This is a genomic window from Vibrio tubiashii (assembly GCF_028551255.1).
GTDB classification, from domain to species: Bacteria; Pseudomonadota; Gammaproteobacteria; order Enterobacterales; family Vibrionaceae; genus Vibrio; species Vibrio tubiashii_B.
Genome location: NZ_CP117029.1, coordinates 3043237 through 3063799, shown reverse-complemented (window position 1 = coordinate 3063799; position 20563 = coordinate 3043237). Strand labels below are relative to the sequence as shown.

The window sequence follows — 20563 nt, the reverse complement described above, 5'->3', positions numbered from 1 at the left end:
ATGAGATAAGTTGCATGAAGCAATTGCTTGGTGATGCAGACGTTGAATGGATGACTCTTGGGGATGTTGGAGAATTTATTCGCGGTAATGGAATGCAAAAGAAAGATTTTTCTGACGAGGGCTTTCCTGCGATCCATTATGGTCAAATATTCACGCGATATGGTCTATCCGCTGATACTACGTTCACTTGTGTGCCAGAACAGCTAGCAAAGAAACTAAAGAAGGCGAATAAGAACGACCTACTGTTAGCTACTACTTCTGAAAACGATGAGGACGTGGTGAAACCGTTAGCATGGCTTGGCGAAGAAACTGCTATTTCTGGGGATATGATGCTATTTAGACACTGCCAGAACGTAAAGTATTTAGCATATTATTTTCAAACTACAGCATTCCAAACTCAGAAAAAAAAGTACATCAGCGGAGCTAAGGTTCGCAGAGTTTCAAAAGACAGCTTAGCAAAAATGTTCGTTCCTATTCCTAGCCCTAAAGACCCTAATAGGTCGCTAGAAATACAAGCAGAGATCGTTCGTGTTCTAGACACATTCAGTAAGCTTGCTCAAGAGTCTACTCGAGAACTTACTCAGGAGCTTACTTCACGCCAAAAACAATGTAATTACTACCGAGAAAGGTTGCTTAGATTTGATGGTAAAGAAGTAGAGGTAAAAAGTTTAGGAGATATTGGGAGTTTTACCTATGGTTATGCAGCCAAAGCCCAAGAAACTGGTGATGCTCGATTCGTCAGAATTACTGATATTAATAACGATGGAAAGTTAAAGCCCTTTGAACCCAAGTATGTGGATATATTGGGTGAAAATGAAAAATATTTATTAAGGAAAAATGATTTATTGATGGCTCGAACTGGAGCTACTTATGGGAAAACGATGATTTTTGAGCAAGATTATCCAGCTATCTATGCAGGGTTCTTGATTAAGCTTAACTTAGACCAAGAAATCATTAACCCCAAATACTATTGGCACTTTGCACAAAGTAGTCTGTTTTGGGAGCAGGCGAATAAATTAGTCTCAGGAGGGGGGCAACCACAATTTAATGCCAATGCTCTGAAGCAAATCAGATTACCAATTCCTTACTCTAATGATACTAAGCAATCATTAATTGAACAGGAAAGAATTGTTACTATTCTCGACAAACTTGAGAGTTCAGTGAGTACCATTAAAGAAAATCTCAGTCGCGAGATTGAATTGCGCCAAAAGCAATATGAGTACTATCGTGACTTGCTGTTGAGCTTCCCTAAGTCTGAAGGAGCAGAGGTATAAGATGAGCAACTCACTAACTGATATAGCCCAAGAGCTAAAAGGTAAGAACAAAAAGCTTCAACTTATCTATGCTTTTAATGGTACTGGTAAAACTCGTTTATCAAGAGAGTTTAAGCACTTGCTAGCCCCTCAAGGAGAAGATAATAGTGAAGTCGGTGAGTCTGATTTAGCTCAGAAGAAGTTCCTCTATTACAATGCATTCACAGAAGATTTGTTTTACTGGGACAATGATTTAGCAGGTAACGCTGAGCTAAAGCTAAAAATTCACCCTAATTCTTTTACCCAGTGGGTGTTAGAGGAAGAAGGGAAAGAAAGTGATGTAATTGATACTTTTAAGCATTACTCAAGCTCTAAAATAACACCTCAATTTAACGAGAGCTTCAGTGAGGTGAATTTTTCTCTGGCTCTTGACGATGGAGTTAGTATTGATAATTTGAAAATTTCAAAGGGAGAAGAGAGCAACTTCATCTGGAGCCTCTTTTATACTCTTTTTGAGCAAATTATCAGTGAGCGTAATGAGCCCGACCCAGAAAACAGAAGTACGAATAAGTTTGATAAGCTCGAGTACATATTTATTGATGATCCTGTGAGCTCTTTGGATGAGAATCATTTAATTGAACTTGCTATCGATCTTGCCAAGTTGATCAAAAGCAGTGAAGACCAAAATCTTAGATTCATAATCACAACGCATAATCCTCTTTTTTACAACGTGTTATGGAACGAGTTTAGCCGAGCCCCCAAATACGTCTTGAGAAAGCATGAAGATGGGACATACGACTTAGAGACTCAAGAGAATGACTCACCATTTTCTTATCATTTGCTACTAAAGCAAGAGCTAGAAAAAGCTTATGAAACGGGAAATATACACAAATATCACTTTAATTTCTTACGTAATGTTTTGGAGAAAACATCTACCTTCTTAGGCTATAAGGAGTGGGGCGAGTTACTTCCTCAAAATGAGTCTGAGATGGGAGACAACCAAAAAAACCCCTATGCGCGAGTGATAAACTTTTACAACCATGCTAAGCATTCCGGTGAAGAAATTGCCGAAGTTCAAGAGCAGCACAAGCTCGTATTCAAGTTTCTTGTTGAAGAAGTGAAGAAGATATACCACGTTGGGCGTTAATGATTACCTAAGGTCAATCAATGGAAGAATACAACACAATAGCTGAATCCAATAACTACATTATCCTCGACCAGTTTACGAGATGTTCAAAGTCAGGTGAGGGCCATCAGACGGAGCATGAGTTAGAAAACGAGTTCATTGCGGATTTAGTTAACCAAGGCTATGAGTTTAAAAACGATATAAAGACCCCTAAAGCGATGCTCGACAACGTTCGTGCGCAGCTTCAAGAACTCAACAAAGTTACTTTCTTAGATAGTGAGTGGCGTCGATTCACAGAAGAATACCTAGATAAGCCTAGCGAAAACGTTGTCGATAAAACTCGCAAGATCCACGATAACCACGTTTACGATTTTATTTTTGATAATGGTCGGATTCAAAATATTTACTTGTTTGATAAAAAGCAGGTTACTAGGAATAAAGTTCAAGTAATCAAGCAGTTTGAGCAAACTGGCTCACAAGCAAACCGTTATGATGTAACGATCTTGGTAAATGGTCTACCGCTAGTTCAGGTTGAGCTTAAAAAACGCGGGGTTGCCATTCGTGAGGCTTTCAATCAAGTCCACCGTTACAGCAAAGAAAGCTTTAACTCTGAAAACTCTCTCTATAAGTACCTACAAGTATTTGTTATCTCTAACGGTACAGACTCTCGCTACTTTGCCAATACGACTAAGCGAAACAAAAATAGTTTTGATTTTACGATGAACTGGGCTGGCTCAGACAACGAACCGATCAAAGATTTGAAAGACGTAACAGCAACACTCTTTCAGAAAAATACGCTGTTAAAAGTCCTGCTCAGTTACTCGGTCTTTGATTCCAATGATACGTTACTAATCATGCGTCCATACCAAATTGCAGCTACTGAGCGCATATTGTGGAAAATAAGAGGCGCTTTCGAGCTGAAGAAATGGAGTAAACCAGAAGGCGGTGGTTACATTTGGCACACCACTGGTTCAGGCAAAACGTTAACCAGCTTTAAGGCAGCTCGTCTAGCTGAAGAAATAGAGTTTGTCGATAAAGTCTTCTTCGTGGTTGATCGAAAAGATTTGGACTACCAAACCATGAAAGAATACCAGCGTTTCTCTCCTGATAGCGTGAATGGCTCAGCAAACACCGCAGGACTAAAACGCAACATTGATAAAGAAGACAACAAGATCATTGTTACTACGATTCAAAAACTCAACATTTTGATGAAAGGTGAAAGTGACCTATCTATCTATAATAAACACGTTGTTTTCATATTTGACGAAGCGCACCGCTCTCAATTTGGTGAAGCACAGAAAAACTTAAAGAAGAAGTTCAAGAAGTTCTATCAATTTGGCTTTACAGGTACTCCTATCTTTCCAGACAACGCATTAGGCTCTGAGACCACTGCAAGTGTATTTGGGAAAGAGCTACACTCTTACATAATTACAGATGCTATTCGAGATGAGAAAGTCTTGAAGTTTAAGGTCGATTACAACGATGTTCGTCCGAAGTTCAATGCTATTGAAAATGAGCAAGATGAGAAAAAGCTAACAGCTGCCGAAAACAAAAAAGCGCTACTTCATCCAGAGCGAATCAATGAGATCACTAGCTATATTCTGAAAAACTTCAGAAAGAAGACGCACCGACTGCTTGCCAATGGTAAGGGATTTAATGCCATGTTTGCAGTGAGCAGTGTTGATGCAGCGAAAGCTTACTATGAATCTTTCAAGCAACTGCAAAAAGATAGCCATAGACCATTAAAGGTTGCAACCATTTTCTCCTTTGCCGCTAATGAAGAGCAAAGTTCTATCGGTGAAATTCTTGATGAGTCCTTTGAACCTTCTGCGATGGATAGCAGTGCCAAGGAGTTTTTAACAACCGCTATCAATGACTATAACTCTCAGTTTAAAACGAACTTCAGCGTCGATAGTAAGCAGTTTCAGAACTACTATCGTGACCTTGCACTACGAGTACAAAAACAAGAAGTTGATCTATTGATTGTTGTAGGTATGTTTTTAACAGGCTTTGATGCTCCACGCCTCAATACATTGTTTGTTGATAAGAACTTACGTTATCACGGCTTGATCCAGGCGTTCTCTCGAACTAACCGGATTTATGACGCAACTAAAACATTTGGCAATATTGTAACCTTTAGAAATCTGGAAGAAGCGACGATTGATGCCCTTAAAGTATTTGGAGACAAAAACACCAAGAACATGGTGTTAGAGAAAAGTTACCAAGAGTACATGGAAGGCTTTATTGACGTTCTGACAGGTAAAGCCAAACGTGGTTATTTGGAAGTTGTAACAGAACTACAAGAGCGTTTCCCAAATCCTGAAGACATTGTTACAGAAAAAGAAAAAAGAGCCTTTACAAAGCTTTTTGGCGAGTACCTACGTCTTGAAAATGTGCTGCAAAACTATGATGAGTTTACCAGCCTGAAGGCTCTACAAAATATTGACATCACAAATGATGGTGCAGTTGAAGAGTTCAAGACTGCTAATTATCTCAGTGATGAAGACTTAGCCAAAATGCTAGTGGTTAACGTACCGACCGAGAGAGCAGATCAAGATTATCGCTCTACTTACAACGATATTCGAGATTGGATTAGGAAAGAGAAAGCAGCAAATGACCAAGACAAGTCTACTCTAGATTGGGACGACATCACCTTTGAGGTTGATTTATTAAAATCTCAAGAAATTAACCTTGACTACATTCTGGAGCTGATATTTGACCACAATAAGAAGACCAAAGATAAGGCCGCATTGGTTGAAGAAGTTCGTCGATTAATACGAACCAGCCTTGGTAACCGTGCAAAAGAAAGCCTGTTAGTGGACTTCATCACCAATACTAATTTAGATGACATCTTGGACAAACCTAGCATTATCGATGCCTTTTTTGCCTTTGCCCAAAAAGAGCAAAGAAAAGAAGCAAATAGCCTTATTGAAGAGGAAGGGCTAAACCCAGAAGCAGCAAAACGGTACATCCTTACATCTTTAAAACGCGAATACGCTAGCCAGAACGGTACTGAACTCAATGAAGCTTTACCTAAGATGAGTCCATTACATCCGCAGTATCTGACTAAGAAGCAAACCGTGTTTGAAAAAGTCGCTGCTTTTGTCGAGAAATTTAAAGGTATCGGTGGACAGCTATAACCAAACCTTCGGTTTTCGTAACTCGTAAAAGTACTTCATGTGGCGCAGTATATAGCGCCACTTTTTTATGCCGCTCACTCAATCACTATTAACACTAACTCACTCTGCGCGTAAGCAAAAGCTACCTGCCCCCCTCCTCAATATGCAGCTAAACAACTGATTTGTGGTTGAAGGTAAATGAAAAAGGTTGCACTATAGACAGCTTACTACAAGCATTAACATTTCTTGAGAGGACTTATGGGTATCGGTTCCAAATACTATGTGGAAGTAGCACAACAAGAACATGAAGAAGCGTTACGCCAAGAAATGGCGCAAGATGCAGCTGTAGATATTGTCAACGGTAATAGCCGAACCTCATCCATAGAAGCCGCTGAAAAAAGAATCGCAGCGCAGCAAGAGGCGTTCTCAACAGGCGCTTATACTGAAGATGAAGATGGAGTCGTGCATTTTAACGATTCATCGATAGAAAGCCCTGCCATTCCAAGAGGCAAAGAAGCACAGGTTAAAGCTATCGCAGAAGAGTTGCTCGAACACTTTGAATAAGCTTTGTGCGTAACTATGGAACTGACACTAGATTGTGAAAAAACAATAAATGTAAAACTGGATGACGGCAGTTACGCAGTTTTATCTTTAGAGAAAGGGCATTGTCCCACGCTCAAGCGTGCAAGCATGTTTGAGCCACTCTTTCCTCAAGATACTGACGAGATTCTGGTATCTGATTATATTAGTGGTGGTCAATTATCATACTACCTTTCAGGACGCCACGGTTTTTCATATGACAGTGAACTATTTAATCACGTATATGTTGGTGCTGCTGATAGAGCTCAAATAAAAAAAGTCTCATTTGTCATGCCTCAGCTTTCAGCCTACTTTAACCATGAGATCAAAAGAAAGTTTGAGAAAGGCGGTGACATATCAGCTCAAACCAATATTGAGACACTACATGCTGAGCTCGTAGATAGCCATCACTTGAAACAAGTTGATATTTTTCAATCTAAGAGATTGAAGGATAATGACAAAGGTGATGGTTTTATATTTATTAACACCCTTGATATCACTTTCACTTACGATACCCCTATCTCAATGGAAGAGATCACCAACTTGATGGTCAAGGTGACGAACCTGTTTACTTGGTTATTTGGAACCCCTAGCTATGTCACAAGGATTGACTTGTTTGATGATGAGTCAAACAAGGGATACCTATATGTCCCGACTCGCAAAATTCAAGATACGGGCAAGGTAGCTAGTCCAAACCAATTCATGCCAGCAGACCAACTAAGGGTAGCATTCCAAAAGATTTGTCAGAGTTACTTTGTTGATAACACATTTCTTTTCGATAGCATTTGGTCAAAGACAATACCGTTGTTCTACATAAAAAATGTTCTCGAGTATGAGTTGATGTTATATGCATCGGTTCTTGATAAGTACTTTAGCTATAGAGTTGATCTGCTTGGTCTGAGTCCTACTATGCCGCAAAACGACTACGGTGATTTAATTTTAAGAATAACCTCCCTTGTAAAGCATGATCCATTAATAGTAGGCGCTATCGATGAAGACAAAATTGTCGACATAACAAATGAAGCAACTCTAAAAAACATCATACCAAACCGCAATGCTACGACTCTTAACAAGAAAGCCAAGTCTTACTTACGTTATATCGGCAAAACGGTGTCAGATGTGTTCATCAATGACAAAGACTTCTATCAGATTAAAGAGATACGTGATCGAGCTGCACATGGAGAAATGGAAACTCTATCGACACAACAAGTCTACTTATATCTAAATAAGGTAAAAATGCTGACTATGTATCTGATCTATAGAGATTTAGGTATTTCAGACGACAGTTTCCTTAAGCTCCTTTGTATGCCTTATCATGAAATAAAACAGAACTGCCAAATCGACTCTTTTAAGCGTGATGTAGCTTTAAACAAAGCAAACATAATGCAGGTCGATGAGGCCACGTTTAACTTTTTGAAAAACGAACGAGGGATTTTTAATTTCGTCTTTTACCGGGAGCAGCATACCTACCACGTTGATAGGGAGCTAACTCGTAGCTTAAAAGCTGAATTCTATGGTAGTAGCACTACAGCAGATGGTAGATACCGTAGTCTCGAGGAGTTTGTACAATCTCGAGTCGTGGATAACAAGAAGGCATCATATGTTTCAGAATCTTACGTCCAGTTTGAACGGCAAACCTACCTGTTGAGAGGTATCGTGCTCATCGACAAACTCAGCAAATTACAGTCTTTTAGAAACGCCCGTATAGCTGGTACATTTCTGAACGAGGAATAAGTTCATTTTCTCTCTAAGCTAAACTACTCATCTGTAAAAACGCTAACCCATCAGTCTATTAAATAGATTGACACTTCCAGCTAGCCAACGCTATCTTTTATATCCAACCGTACAAAAAGAGAGCTGTGCAATGAGTAAGAATAAACCGTCGCCTGAATATGAAGCAGGTTATACGACCCCAATATATCATCACGAAACTGGAAACCGAATTGCTGGAGCGTCAGCAATGAGCTATCGAGACAAGCTAGCTGGGGGAAGGGTTCAACAAGACTCTAAACAACAAGCCTACGGCTATACTGTGGCAGTAAAGCAATTTGAACCCGTCATTGAGTCATATGAACAACGTGTCACTTCAAATCAGGCAGTGATTGATTTACAAAATCAGCTAATTCAAAGTTTAAAGAAGCAAATAGCAGATTCTAATAAGTAGTCAGTTCAATACTCCGTTGGGAACAATAACATGCCTTCGGCCAATTATCCGACATTCAATTTGTCAGAACTAAGCTAAGCAACATCATAGCTAGTCTGACAGATTGACCTTTCACTTACCTCAATTACTTTTTCCTACCACTAACTACCATTCAGTAATAGCCCACTCACCGAATGGAACATCATAAGCCTTTCGCTTGCTTCTCAAGACAACTTTCCTCACTTGCCAACCATGGCGAATAAAATCATTATCAGACAGGAAGTAACCATCTCCCGACCAATGAGTTTGTCTATGCTCTAAGCCCTGACTTTTATCATGTAAAAATTGAATATCGGAATGGTTTAAACAAGCCTTCCTCAGTTCAGGGAACAGATTACGAGTATGCTTTGACCAAGCAAGGATAACGGTTCTCACAGTTTTGGTTTGATGGTAACCACTAAAAGGGTCGCTGTTGTCAGAGTCGTATTCTGTAAGGGTGGCAACAATCACCGCTTTCGCCCAATCAGGTACAACGAGATTATCTTGAAACTCCTGTTCTTTTTGACGGTGAAGCTCGAAGGCTTTTTGCTGTTCTATTCGTTTAAGCTCCTCTTGCTTTTGTTCTTCAGCCTTAGCGTTTGCTGTGGCTTCTTTTGCTTTATGCCGTGCAATCAATATTTGTTGTTCGTCAAGGTGGTATTGCTTTAACTGTTCAACGATTTTCTGGTAGTGGTTAGCTGGTGGTCGCTTTTCCAGATGAGCTTTGTATTGCTGTCTTTCGTCATATTCAACTATAGATAGGCAATGCTCAGCAAAACCTAAGTCATTACCACCACAACCTAGATCAAGACGGCACTCATAGACATCCTGATTTGAGAAATGGACACGTACATAAGTCTTGTCATAACCACCTACTGGGTTGGTCAATGCAACAGACAAGGCTAAGGCTTCAAACTCAGCGAATGGGTATTGGTGCTCTTTTTGAAATAAACGTGACTCAGAAGCTGTCACTTCTACAAATGCAGGGGTGATGTTACTTACTAGGGATTCCATTTTATTCTCCTTTGAATAAATTAGATTGGATATTCCCTAGAGTGATATAGGTGTGAAATTGTTTTGGATGGATAACAATTAAACGGATATTTGTACTGTTTAATTGCTCGGGGAGTTGTCTTAATATAATTGATGGGTGAGAATGTGAATCGATATCATTGGCATAAGGTATTTAACCTAGTTTTTGCTCAGGGAAAGAGGAATTGAAATTAGTGAATAATCTAATGCCCCGTACCCTGAGCCGTACCTTTTGTGTTTTTATCTATCGCTCTATTGTGGTTAAGTTGTTGTTATTTAAGCTCTAAGAATACACCAGCTTCCATGTGGTGGGTGTATGGGAACTGATCGAATAGAGCAAAGCGCGTCACTTTGTGAGTCTCGCACAGCACATCTAAGTTTTCTTTCAGTGTCTCTGGGTTGCACGAAATGTACATAATGCGCTCGTAGCCTTGCACCATCTTACAGGTATCGATATCCATACCTGCACGTGGTGGGTCAACGAAAATGGTATTGCAGTTGTAGCTCTTAAGGTCGACACCCGCATCCTGCAGGCGACGGAACTCGCGCTTGCCTTCAATCGCTTCAGTAAACTCCTCTGCTGAAAGGCGTAGGATCTGCACGTTATCAATCTTGTTGGCTGCAATATTGTATTGCGCTGATACAACAGAAGGTTTAGCCAGCTCTGTTGCGAGTACGCGATCAAAGTTTTGTGCCAGAGCAAGCGAGAAGTTTCCGTTACCACAATAAAGCTCAAGTAGATCGCCCGTGCTGTCTTGAGTGCAGTCTACTGCCCACTCAAGCATCTTCTCGGCAACCTTACCATTTGGTTGGGTAAAGCTGTTTTCTACTTGCTGGTAAATGTATGGCTTACCGTTAACATCGAGCTTTTCAATCACGTAGTCGCGATCGAGAACAATCTTCATCTTGCGTGCGCGTCCGATGATGTTTAGGTTAAAGCCTTCATCATTCAAACGTTGCTTTAACGCTTTCGCATTGTCAGTCCATTCCTCATCAAGCTGGCGATGGTAAAGCAGCGAAACTAAGATTTCTCCGCTTAGTGTTGAAAGGAAGTCAACTTGGAACAGCTTACGGCGCAATGAGTCATTGTCTTTCATTGCATCAACAAGCAATGGCATCAAGTCATTAATTAAACGGCTTGCCGCAGGGAACTGATCGACACGGTACTTCTCGCGAGTCTCTTGGTTGAACATGATGTAATAAAGGTCTTCACCTTCATGCCAAACGCGAAACTCTGCACGCATACGGTAATGTTGCTCAGGAGATTCAAATACTTCCAACTCAGGTACTTGGTAAGGCGCGAACATCTCATTGAGACGGTCGATCTTCTCAGCCAGTTGTTCTTGGTAGCGTTGCGGGTTTACATCAAGAGTCGCCATGATTATTGCCTTAGGTTGGTACCTGTCGAAGTTGTATTTAATTTAAGAGCGCAGATTTTATTCAATCTCAGCGCTATGTCCAGTCTTGTCCCACCAATGCCTTAAAGATAGTGTGTAAATCGCACTTTGGTGGTGCAACTCGCTATATCATATAGATATAAATCCCAAATCTGCTCTGGACAAATAATCCATAGCTTAATAACATCTGCGCCTAGCTGGTGCTTTCTAGATGTATAGATGGCTGAAAAGGGAATCTGGTGTAAATCCAGAACTGACGCGCAGCGGTAAAAGAGAACGAAAACTCAAATGACACTGCATAGAGGACTATGTGGGAAGTCGAGTGAGTAGGTGGCAATGCCGAGCTCTTAAGTCCGAAGACCTGCCAGCAGCTGAGCAGTGGTACTGGAAGCAAGCGCTCCATGCTCGGTAGGACTTACGCGATTTAGGATTATAAAAATGAACCGATCTATTCTAGCGATTGCCGTGGCATCGCTACTTCCGCACGCCTCCCTTTCTTACGCCCAAGAAGCATCTTCTGATGAAACTATGGTGGTCACTGCAAACCGCTTTGAGCAGTCAGTAGACTCAGTACTTGCACCAATGAGTGTTGTGACACGGGAAGATATTGAGAAGATGCAGGCGCAAAGCGCGCTCGATGTACTTAAGACTCTTCCAGGTGTTGAGCTGAGCTACCAAGGGACTAAAGCGAACACTAACTCTATCTTTATCCGTGGTACTTCTTCTCGTCATACCTTAGTTCTGGTTGATGGAGTGCGTATTAACTCTGCGACTGCAGGTGGCGCCTCAGTTGGTCTTATTCCTGCCAATGCCATCGAGAAAATTGAAGTGGTACGCGGACCTCGTGCTGCAGTCTATGGTTCTGACGCACTTGGTGGCGTAATTAGCATCACCACTAAGCCTAAGTCAGGCAGCGTGCACGAAGCGAAAGCAACATTTGGTTCAAATAGCTACGCTCAACAAAGCTGGCGATCAGTTGGTGATATCTCTGAGAAGACGAAAGGTAGCTTCTTTGTAAATAATGAAAAGAGTAAAGGCTACAAGGTATCGAGCTCGGCCCCTGATAGTGATAGACATGGTTTTGATGCTCAGACTATTCTTGGTAGCCTGACCCATACTTATTCTTCTTCTGTTGAACTATTCTTTACTGGTTATTATCAGCAAGGCTTGGTTGAGTATGCTGGGTTTAGCAGCAAGTCTGAATCAGACCGAGAAAACTACACCTTTGCTGGTGGGGTAAATTACTCGTCAGAGAATTGGTTGTCTCAGCTTCAGTTAAGTACTGACAAAGGTTATTCTGCTGATGGTAAGGCTGATGGCGGCGCATCAGGCAAAGCGTCAATTACGACTAAACGTAACAGTGCATCTTGGGTCAATACTTATACTGGGCTAGAAAATAGCGCAATTAACTTAGGTGTCGACTATTACCAAGAAAAAGCGCAACGTGGTGGCACAAACACCAGTGACTACAGTGATAACAAGAAAACCAATACTGGCGTGTTTATCACAGGCTTTACCCAGCTTTCAGATCTAACGTTAGAAGCGAGCTTACGCAACGATAGAGACAGCGCATTTGGTAACCATACTACTTGGAATCTAGGTGCAGGCTATGCGCTTACTGAGGTAATTGAACTAGTCGGTAGCTATGGCACGGCATTTAAAGCGCCGACATTTAATGACCTTTACTACCCAACCAGTGGGAATCCGGACTTAAAACCAGAGACATCAAAATCTCTTGAGTTTGGTGTAAAAGGCTACCATGAGGTTATTGATTGGAGTGTGACAACATACCGTACCGATATCGAGGATATGATTGCTTGGGCTCCTATTGCTCCAGGTAGCAGCGTCTGGAAACCATCGAATGTTGAAAATGCCCAGATCAAAGGTATTGAACTGGAGCTTGGGTTTGAGACTGGCCCAATCAACCATAAGTTGATTGGTGACTGGAAAGATCCGAAAGACACAAAGAAAAATACTCAGCTGATTCGCCGTGCGAAAGAAAACTATAAGTGGGTTGGAACTTACAGCGCTGATGCCGTTGATGTTTCACTTATCGCTAACTACGTAGGTAAGCGTTATGACTCTTCTCTATATGAGTTAGAGGCGTACTCAACTGCTGATGCTGCGGTTACTTACCGCGTGACGGACAAGTTTACAACGGGCTTACGTGTTAGCAATATGTTCGATAAAGGCTACGAAACGGCCAAAGGTTACCCTGCTGCAGAGCGTGAGTGGTACCTAAACGTATCTTACCAATTCTAACGAAAACTCTAAAAACCGCCTTCGGGCGGTTTTTATTTATCTATATAATCAAACTATGAAAAAGAACATCATTATTAGTTGGTCGAGCGGCAAAGATTCGACTTTGACCCTAGAAAAGTTGATTGAAAGCGAAGAGTATCAAGTGGTAGGGCTTTACACGACCTATGTAAAAGATGAAGTCCCTTTCCAAGCGACCCCTGTTCCTGTGCTTGATATGCAGGCGGAGCTGCTTGGGTTGCCGTTAGTTAAGATAGAAATGCCGCAAGCTTTTCCACCCAATGAAGTTTATCAATCGATGATTATTAAGGCGTTAAAAGAGAGCGGCCTTGCGATTGATGGCGTCGCGTTTGGCGATATGTTCTGTAACGGCATTGAAGCCTATCGTCGTAGCTTTATCGAGCCTGCCGGATGGGAGTGTGTGTTTCCTCTACTAGGGCAGCGAAGCGAAGACTTAGCGCAAGAGATTCTAAAACGAGGGATCAAAACCTTGGTTGTGACAACAGATGGTAACGCATTAACGTCTGACTACTGTGGCCAGTGGTATAGCCAAGCTTTCCTCGATAGTTTACCAAACGGTGTTGACCCTTGTGGTGAAGATGGAGAGTTCCATACACTGGTAACAGAGACGCGCAGCTATAAAGGTAAGATTGAACTAAAGCTAACTCATCAGGAGCGAGGAGAGCGTTTTACTCATCAACGTTATCAAGCGCAATGTTTGCCAAAATAGCCACAGCGAGTATCATTGCCAAGTCGTAAAGTAATGAGCAAATCAAGTGTCCCAGCAACAAGCAAAAATCTTAATCTTTGATTCTGGTGTCGGAGGTCTATCTGTATATAAAGAGATACAGGCAAAATTACCTAAGCTTGATTACCTCTATATCTTTGACAATGCTGCTTATCCTTATGGTGAGCTAGAACATGAGACGCTTATTGCTCGAGTTAATACGTTGGTTTCCTCTTTAGTTGAAGAGCATCAAATCGATTTGGTTGTAATTGCCTGCAATACTGCCAGTACCATTGTTCTACCCACGCTGCGTGCCAAGCTATCCGTTCCCGTTGTTGGAGTGGTACCTGCCATTAAGCCCGCGTCGAGTCTTGCTAACAAAGCCGTTGGGCTGATTGCCACTCCGGCGACGATAACTCGTCCTTATACCCATGACTTGATCCGTGATTTCTCGCAAAGCAAACCTGTAGAGCTACTAGGTTCTACTCGTTTGGTGGATATGGCTGAAGAAAAGCTGCGTGGTAAACCGATCGATCTCGTGGAATTAAAGCAAATTCTTATTCCAATCGACAACAAGGTTGATGTCGCTGTATTAGGCTGTACCCACTTCCCCCTGATTAAACAAGAAATACAGCAAGTGCTTTCTGGCAATGTGGCGCTGGTGGATTCTGGAGAGGCGATCGCCCGTCGAGTGATGGATTTGTTGAAAGATAAAGTGAGTGCAGAGTTAGATGGGAGCGGAACAAGAGAGATTTTCTCAAGTGCTCCCCCTTGGGAAGAGGGAGCGCTGAATATCGCATTACATGAACTTGGTTTTAGCCCTGTTCAATATTATCCGATTGAGATTTAGGATCGTTAGCGATACGAACTTTCAATGTGCGCTGCATATAATCCTTTTCATTAAGTGCCTCTATTGCAGGTTGCGCGTCCGCAGCGGCCATCACAACAAAACCAAAGCCTCTTCTTTTACCTGTTCGTTTATCTTTCATTAAGCGAACAGCAAAAACTTCACCGTGTTTGGCAAACAGCTCTTTCACGTGAGATTCGTTAGCCTTATAAGGCAAGTTACCTACATAAAGTGTTTTAGTTGATGGATCGTTTGATTGGTCTTGCTCAATATTGGTGTTGGAAAGTTTAAGAATAAAAGCGGAAGCAAAAACACCCAGAACAAAACTTAAAGCAGGAGAGATTGCTACCTGCGAAAAGATGATTCCGCCCAAAACAGCTAAGGCGACAATCATTAAGGTCGATTTGTTTGAACTCATATTGGAATACAACTTTTAGGTTTAAGAAAAAATAGGTCTACCGTTAACAAAATAGACACATGGATCTTACGTATATGGTTGTAGTTTTTCCAACGTATTGGTGTGACATGACTCAAATGTTGAAATTTTATTCTATTTTCAGGGTTTTGATTTGTTTTTAACCAAACAGAAATTAATTTCAAAAAAACACTTGTCTTCCTCTCAGACCTCCCTATAATGCCGCCTCACCGACACGGAGTGAGACGAATATCACACACCGAGTTGGAAAGAGAGAAAAGAAAGTTTGAAAAAATGCTTGACTCTCAATACGGGAAGCGTAAGATACGCACCCCTAACGACGCGGCGCTGAGCGCAACGGAAGTTAGAAAAAGCTCTTTAAAAATATAGACCTATCAATCTGTGTGGGCACTCGTTGATGATAATCCAATTAGATACTTCTGTATCAAATTAGGTTTCAATGAAACGAAGTGACCATTGAATCTTCGGATTCAGCACAGTCAATTCAAACATTACTTATGTAATGTTCAGTATTCATTGAGCCGACAAAATCTTAAATTGAAGAGTTTGATCATGGCTCAGATTGAACGCTGGCGGCAGGCCTAACACATGCAAGTCGAGCGGAAACGAGTTAACTGAACCTTCGGGGAACGTTAACGGCGTCGAGCGGCGGACGGGTGAGTAATGCCTGGGAAATTGCCCTGATGTGGGGGATAACCATTGGAAACGATGGCTAATACCGCATAATAGCTTCGGCTCAAAGAGGGGGACCTTCGGGCCTCTCGCGTCAGGATATGCCCAGGTGGGATTAGCTAGTTGGTGAGGTAAGGGCTCACCAAGGCGACGATCCCTAGCTGGTCTGAGAGGATGATCAGCCACACTGGAACTGAGACACGGTCCAGACTCCTACGGGAGGCAGCAGTGGGGAATATTGCACAATGGGCGCAAGCCTGATGCAGCCATGCCGCGTGTATGAAGAAGGCCTTCGGGTTGTAAAGTACTTTCAGCAGTGAGGAAGGTGGTAGTGTTAATAGCACTATCATTTGACGTTAGCTGCAGAAGAAGCACCGGCTAACTCCGTGCCAGCAGCCGCGGTAATACGGAGGGTGCGAGCGTTAATCGGAATTACTGGGCGTAAAGCGCATGCAGGTGGTTTGTTAAGTCAGATGTGAAAGCCCGGGGCTCAACCTCGGAATTGCATTTGAAACTGGCAGACTAGAGTACTGTAGAGGGGGGTAGAATTTCAGGTGTAGCGGTGAAATGCGTAGAGATCTGAAGGAATACCGGTGGCGAAGGCGGCCCCCTGGACAGATACTGACACTCAGATGCGAAAGCGTGGGGAGCAAACAGGATTAGATACCCTGGTAGTCCACGCCGTAAACGATGTCTACTTGGAGGTTGTGGCCTTGAGCCGTGGCTTTCGGAGCTAACGCGTTAAGTAGACCGCCTGGGGAGTACGGTCGCAAGATTAAAACTCAAATGAATTGACGGGGGCCCGCACAAGCGGTGGAGCATGTGGTTTAATTCGATGCAACGCGAAGAACCTTACCTACTCTTGACATCCAGAGAACTTTCCAGAGATGGATTGGTGCCTTCGGGAACTCTGAGACAGGTGCTGCATGGCTGTCGTCAGCTCGTGTTGTGAAATGTTGGGTTAAGTCCCGCAACGAGCGCAACCCTTATCCTTGTTTGCCAGCGAGTAATGTCGGGAACTCCAGGGAGACTGCCGGTGATAAACCGGAGGAAGGTGGGGACGACGTCAAGTCATCATGGCCCTTACGAGTAGGGCTACACACGTGCTACAATGGCGCATACAGAGGGCGGCCAACTTGCGAAAGTGAGCGAATCCCAAAAAGTGCGTCGTAGTCCGGATCGGAGTCTGCAACTCGACTCCGTGAAGTCGGAATCGCTAGTAATCGTGGATCAGAATGCCACGGTGAATACGTTCCCGGGCCTTGTACACACCGCCCGTCACACCATGGGAGTGGGCTGCAAAAGAAGTGGGTAGTTTAACCTTCGGGAGGACGCTCACCACTTTGTGGTTCATGACTGGGGTGAAGTCGTAACAAGGTAGCCCTAGGGGAACCTGGGGCTGGATCACCTCCTTATACGATGATTATTGCGATGAGTGTCCACACAGATTGATATGTCTTATTAAGAGCCCTTATTAGTGTCCCGTTCGTCTAGAGGCCTAGGACACCGCCCTTTCACGGCGGTAACAGGGGTTCGACTCCCCTACGGGATACCATCTTTAAGCGTACTTAGTTAAGTACTTTTAAAAATGGTTACCTCATTGAGGTGATTTGCTCTTTAACAATTTGGAAAGCTGACGAATAACAACAATCCCCATCTCTATGAGATGCGTTGTTATTCAATTAAAAGTTCTCAAATCCTAAAACTATGTTTTAGGTACCAACACACATTCAAGTGTTCTTGGAAATTTGAGTCCGGCAAAATCGTGTCTGCACATGTATAAAAATGCAGACAACTTTGGTTGTTTAAACAGAGACCCTTTGGGGTTGTATGGTTAAGTGACTAAGCGTACACGGTGGATGCCTTGGCAGTCAGAGGCGATGAAAGACGTAGTAACTTGCGATAAGCCCAGATTAGGTAGTAACAACCATTTGAGTCTGGGATTTCTGAATGGGGAAACCCAACTGCATAAGCAGTTACTGTTAACTGAATACATAGGTTAACAGGGCGAACCGGGGGAACTGAAACATCTAAGTACCCCGAGGAAAAGAAATCAACCGAGATTCCGAAAGTAGCGGCGAGCGAAATTGGACTAGCCCTTAAGCTTTTAATGAGACAGGTGAAGGCTCTGGAAAGTGCCGCGATACAGGGTGATAGCCCCGTAACCGACATCTCATCATCAGTGAAATCGAGTAGGGCGGGACACGTGATATCCTGTCTGAATATGGGGGGACCATCCTCCAAGGCTAAATACTACTGACTGACCGATAGTGAACCAGTACCGTGAGGGAAAGGCGAAAAGAACCCCTGTGAGGGGAGTGAAATAGAACCTGAAACCGTGTACGTACAAGCAGTAGGAGCACCTTCGTGGTGTGACTGCGTACCTTTTGTATAATGGGTCAGCGACTTATATTCAGTAGCAAGGTTAACCATCTAGGGGAGCCGTAGAGAAATCGAGTCTTAACTGGGCGTCGAGTTGCTGGATATAGACCCGAAACCAGGTGATCTAGCCATGGGCAGGTTGAAGGTTGAGTAACATCAACTGGAGGACCGAACCGACTAATGTTGAAAAATTAGCGGATGACTTGTGGCTAGGGGTGAAAGGCCAATCAAACCTGGAGATAGCTGGTTCTCCCCGAAATCTATTTAGGTAGAGCCTCGGACGAATACTACTGGGGGTAGAGCACTGTTAAGGCTAGGGGGTCATCCCGACTTACCAACCCTTTGCAAACTCCGAATACCAGTAAGTACTATCCGGGAGACACACGGCGGGTGCTAACGTCCGTCGTGGAGAGGGAAACAACCCAGACCGCCAGCTAAGGTCCCAAATTATAGCTAAGTGGGAAACGATGTGGGAAGGCTTAGACAGCTAGGATGTTGGCTTAGAAGCAGCCATCATTTAAAGAAAGCGTAATAGCTCACTAGTCGAGTCGGCCTGCGCGGAAGATGTAACGGGGCTAAGCTATAAACCGAAGCTGCGGCAATGCAATTTATTGTATTGGGTAGGGGAGCGTTCTGTAAGCCGTTGAAGGTGAGTTGTAAAGCTTGCTGGAGGTATCAGAAGTGCGAATGCTGACATGAGTAACGATAAAGGGGGTGAAAAACCTCCTCGCCGGAAGACCAAGGGTTCCTGTCCAACGTTAATCGGGGCAGGGTAAGTCGACCCCTAAGGCGAGGCCGAAAGGCGTAGTCGATGGGAAACGGGTTAATATTCCCGTACTTCTTACAATTGCGATGGGGGGACGGAGAAGGCTAGGTGGGCCTGGCGACGGTTGTCCAGGTTCAAGTGCGTAGGCTTGAGAGTTAGGTAAATCCGGCTCTCTTTAAGGCTGAGACACGATGTCGAGCATCTACGGATGTGAAGTCATTGATGCCATGCTTCCAGGAAAAGCCTCTAAGCTTCAGATTGTAAGGAATCGTACCCCAAACCGACACAGGTGGTCGGGTAGAGAATACCAAGGCGCTTGAGAGAACTCGGGTGAAGGAACTAGGCAAAATGGTACCGTAACTTCGGGAGAAGGTACGCTCTTGACGGTGAAGTCCCTTGCGGATGGAGCTATTGAGAGTCGCAGATACCAGGTGGCTGCAACTGTTTATTAAAAACACAGCACTGTGCAAAATCGTAAGATGACGTATACGGTGTGACGCCTGCCCGGTGCCGGAAGGTTAATTGATGGGGTTAGACGTAAGTCGAAGCTCTTGATCGAAGCCCCGGTAAACGGCGGCCGTAACTATAACGGTCCTAAGGTAGCGAAATTCCTTGTCGGGTAAGTTCCGACCTGCACGAATGGCGTAATGATGGCCACGCTGTCTCCACCCGAGACTCAGTGAAATTGAAATCGCTGTGAAGATGCAGTGTACCCGCGGCTAGACGGAAAGACCCCGTGAACCTTTACTACAGCTTGGCACTGAACATTGACCCTACATGTGTAGGATAGGTGGGAGGCTTTGAAACCGGTACGCCAGTATCGGTGGAGCCGTCCTTGAAATACCACCCTTGTAGTGTTGATGTTCTAACTTAGACCCGTTATCCGGGTTGAGGACAGTGCCTGGTGGGTAGTTTGACTGGGGCGGTCTCCTCCCAAAGAGTAACGGAGGAGCACGAAGGTGGGCTAATCACGGTTGGACATCGTGAGGTTAGTGCAATGGCATAAGCCCGCTTGACTGCGAGAATGACAATTCGAGCAGGTGCGAAAGCAGGTCATAGTGATCCGGTGGTTCTGTATGGAAGGGCCATCGCTCAACGGATAAAAGGTACTCCGGGGATAACAGGCTGATACCGCCCAAGAGTTCATATCGACGGCGGTGTTTGGCACCTCGATGTCGGCTCATCACATCCTGGGGCTGAAGTCGGTCCCAAGGGTATGGCTGTTCGCCATTTAAAGTGGTACGCGAGCTGGGTTTAGAACGTCGTGAGACAGTTCGGTCCCTATCTGCCGTGGGCGTTGGAAGATTGAAGGGGGCTGCTCCTAGTACGAGAGGACCGGAGTGGACGAACCTCTGGTGTTCGGGTTGTGTCGCCAGACGCATTGCCCGGTAGCTAAGTTCGGAATCGATAACCGCTGAAAGCATCTAAGCGGGAAGCGAGCCCTGAGATGAGTCTTCCCTGACCCCTTGAGGGTCCTAAAGGGTTGTTCGAGACTAGAACGTTGATAGGCAGGGTGTGTAAGCGTTGTGAGGCGTTGAGCTAACCTGTACTAATTGCCCGTGAGGCTTAACCATACAACACCCAAAGGGTTTTGATGGACTCAAAGCAAGAACAGAATTGAATGTGTAGAGAACACAATAACAGCTTTCCGAATTAAAGAATTTGCTTGGCGACCATAGCGATTTGGACCCACCTGATTCCATGCCGAACTCAGAAGTGAAACGAATTAGCGCCGATGGTAGTGTGGGGCTTCCCCATGTGAGAGTAGGACATCGCCAGGCTTTAA

At 43.7% G+C, this 20563-nt stretch carries 12 protein-coding genes, 1 tRNA gene, 3 rRNA genes and 1 riboswitch; of the genes, 13 read left to right on the top strand and 3 right to left on the bottom strand.

Translation table 11 applies throughout. The annotated features are described in order from the left end of the window. Window positions 1-14: 14 nt before the first annotated feature. From LYZ37_RS14080 to LYZ37_RS14055, 6 genes are all read left to right on the top strand, one after another. Window positions 15-1274, top strand: a complete 1260-nt coding sequence (locus LYZ37_RS14080; RefSeq protein WP_272785876.1) for a restriction endonuclease subunit S — start codon at window positions 15-17, stop codon at window positions 1272-1274. Window position 1275: 1 nt separating this feature from the next. After that, window positions 1276-2400, top strand: a complete 1125-nt coding sequence (locus tag LYZ37_RS14075) for an AAA family ATPase (RefSeq protein WP_272785875.1) — start codon at window positions 1276-1278, stop codon at window positions 2398-2400. Window positions 2401-2420: 20 nt separating this feature from the next. Beyond that, window positions 2421-5519 carry a type I restriction endonuclease subunit R gene (locus LYZ37_RS14070; RefSeq protein WP_272785874.1) on the top strand — a complete coding sequence of 1033 codons (3099 nt, stop codon included), beginning with the start codon at window positions 2421-2423 and terminating at the stop codon, window positions 5517-5519. A gap of 237 nt (window positions 5520-5756) precedes the next feature. After that, window positions 5757-6062, top strand: a complete 306-nt coding sequence (locus tag LYZ37_RS14065; RefSeq protein ID WP_272785873.1) for a hypothetical protein — start codon at window positions 5757-5759, stop codon at window positions 6060-6062. A 15-nt stretch (window positions 6063-6077) separates the two neighbouring features. Then, window positions 6078-7811: a hypothetical protein gene (locus tag LYZ37_RS14060; protein WP_272785872.1), complete on the top strand. Its 1734-nt coding sequence runs from the start codon at window positions 6078-6080 to the stop codon at window positions 7809-7811. Between the two features lie 130 nt (window positions 7812-7941). After that, on the top strand, window positions 7942-8241 hold the full coding sequence (locus LYZ37_RS14055; protein WP_272785871.1) for a hypothetical protein: 300 nt from the start codon (window positions 7942-7944) through the stop codon (window positions 8239-8241). Window positions 8242-8385: 144 nt separating this feature from the next. Here the strand turns inward: LYZ37_RS14055 and LYZ37_RS14050 are convergent, their stop codons facing one another. Together LYZ37_RS14050 and trmA are read right to left on the bottom strand one after the other, a co-directional pair. Beyond that, on the bottom strand, window positions 8386-9273 hold the full coding sequence (locus LYZ37_RS14050; protein WP_272785870.1) for an LPD25 domain-containing protein: 888 nt from the start codon (window positions 9271-9273) through the stop codon (window positions 8386-8388). A gap of 290 nt (window positions 9274-9563) precedes the next feature. After that, on the bottom strand, window positions 9564-10670 hold the full coding sequence (gene trmA / locus LYZ37_RS14045; protein WP_272785869.1) for a tRNA (uridine(54)-C5)-methyltransferase TrmA: 1107 nt from the start codon (window positions 10668-10670) through the stop codon (window positions 9564-9566). Between the two features lie 199 nt (window positions 10671-10869). Then, a riboswitch (cobalamin riboswitch) is annotated at window positions 10870-11071 on the top strand. A gap of 55 nt (window positions 11072-11126) precedes the next feature. On the opposite strand from trmA, the gene LYZ37_RS14040 reads away from it, so the two are divergent. From LYZ37_RS14040 to murI, 3 genes are read left to right on the top strand one after another with little or no spacing between them, the layout of a single operon-like run. Then, complete coding sequence (locus LYZ37_RS14040) at window positions 11127-12950, top strand: TonB-dependent receptor domain-containing protein (RefSeq protein WP_272785868.1); 1824 nt, start codon at window positions 11127-11129, stop codon at window positions 12948-12950. Between the two features lie 55 nt (window positions 12951-13005). Next, on the top strand, window positions 13006-13677 hold the full coding sequence (locus LYZ37_RS14035) for an ATPase (RefSeq protein ID WP_272785867.1): 672 nt from the start codon (window positions 13006-13008) through the stop codon (window positions 13675-13677). A gap of 46 nt (window positions 13678-13723) precedes the next feature. Beyond that, entirely contained in the window at window positions 13724-14524 is an 801-nt protein-coding gene (murI, locus tag LYZ37_RS14030; protein WP_272785866.1) for a glutamate racemase, read from the top strand. Here murI and LYZ37_RS14025 read toward each other — a convergent pair. Next, window positions 14490-14939, bottom strand: coding sequence for an RNA recognition motif domain-containing protein (locus tag LYZ37_RS14025; protein WP_004745067.1), 450 nt, complete (start codon window positions 14937-14939; stop codon window positions 14490-14492). The genes murI and LYZ37_RS14025 overlap by 35 nt on opposite strands. A 552-nt stretch (window positions 14940-15491) precedes the next feature. On the opposite strand from LYZ37_RS14025, the gene LYZ37_RS14020 reads away from it, so the two are divergent. The 4 genes from LYZ37_RS14020 to rrf all read left to right on the top strand — a co-directional run bounded on the left by LYZ37_RS14020 (window position 15492) and on the right by rrf (window position 20558). Next, a 16S ribosomal RNA gene (locus tag LYZ37_RS14020) occupies window positions 15492-17044 on the top strand. Window positions 17045-17108: 64 nt separating this feature from the next. Continuing rightward, a tRNA-Glu gene (locus LYZ37_RS14015) sits at window positions 17109-17184 on the top strand. A 277-nt stretch (window positions 17185-17461) separates the two neighbouring features. After that, a 23S ribosomal RNA gene (locus tag LYZ37_RS14010) occupies window positions 17462-20351 on the top strand. Between the two features lie 91 nt (window positions 20352-20442). Next, window positions 20443-20558: ribosomal RNA gene (gene rrf, locus LYZ37_RS14005) — 5S ribosomal RNA — on the top strand. Together the 16S, 23S and 5S rRNA genes with 1 tRNA gene alongside form the textbook arrangement of a ribosomal RNA operon. Window positions 20559-20563 lie beyond the last annotated feature (5 nt).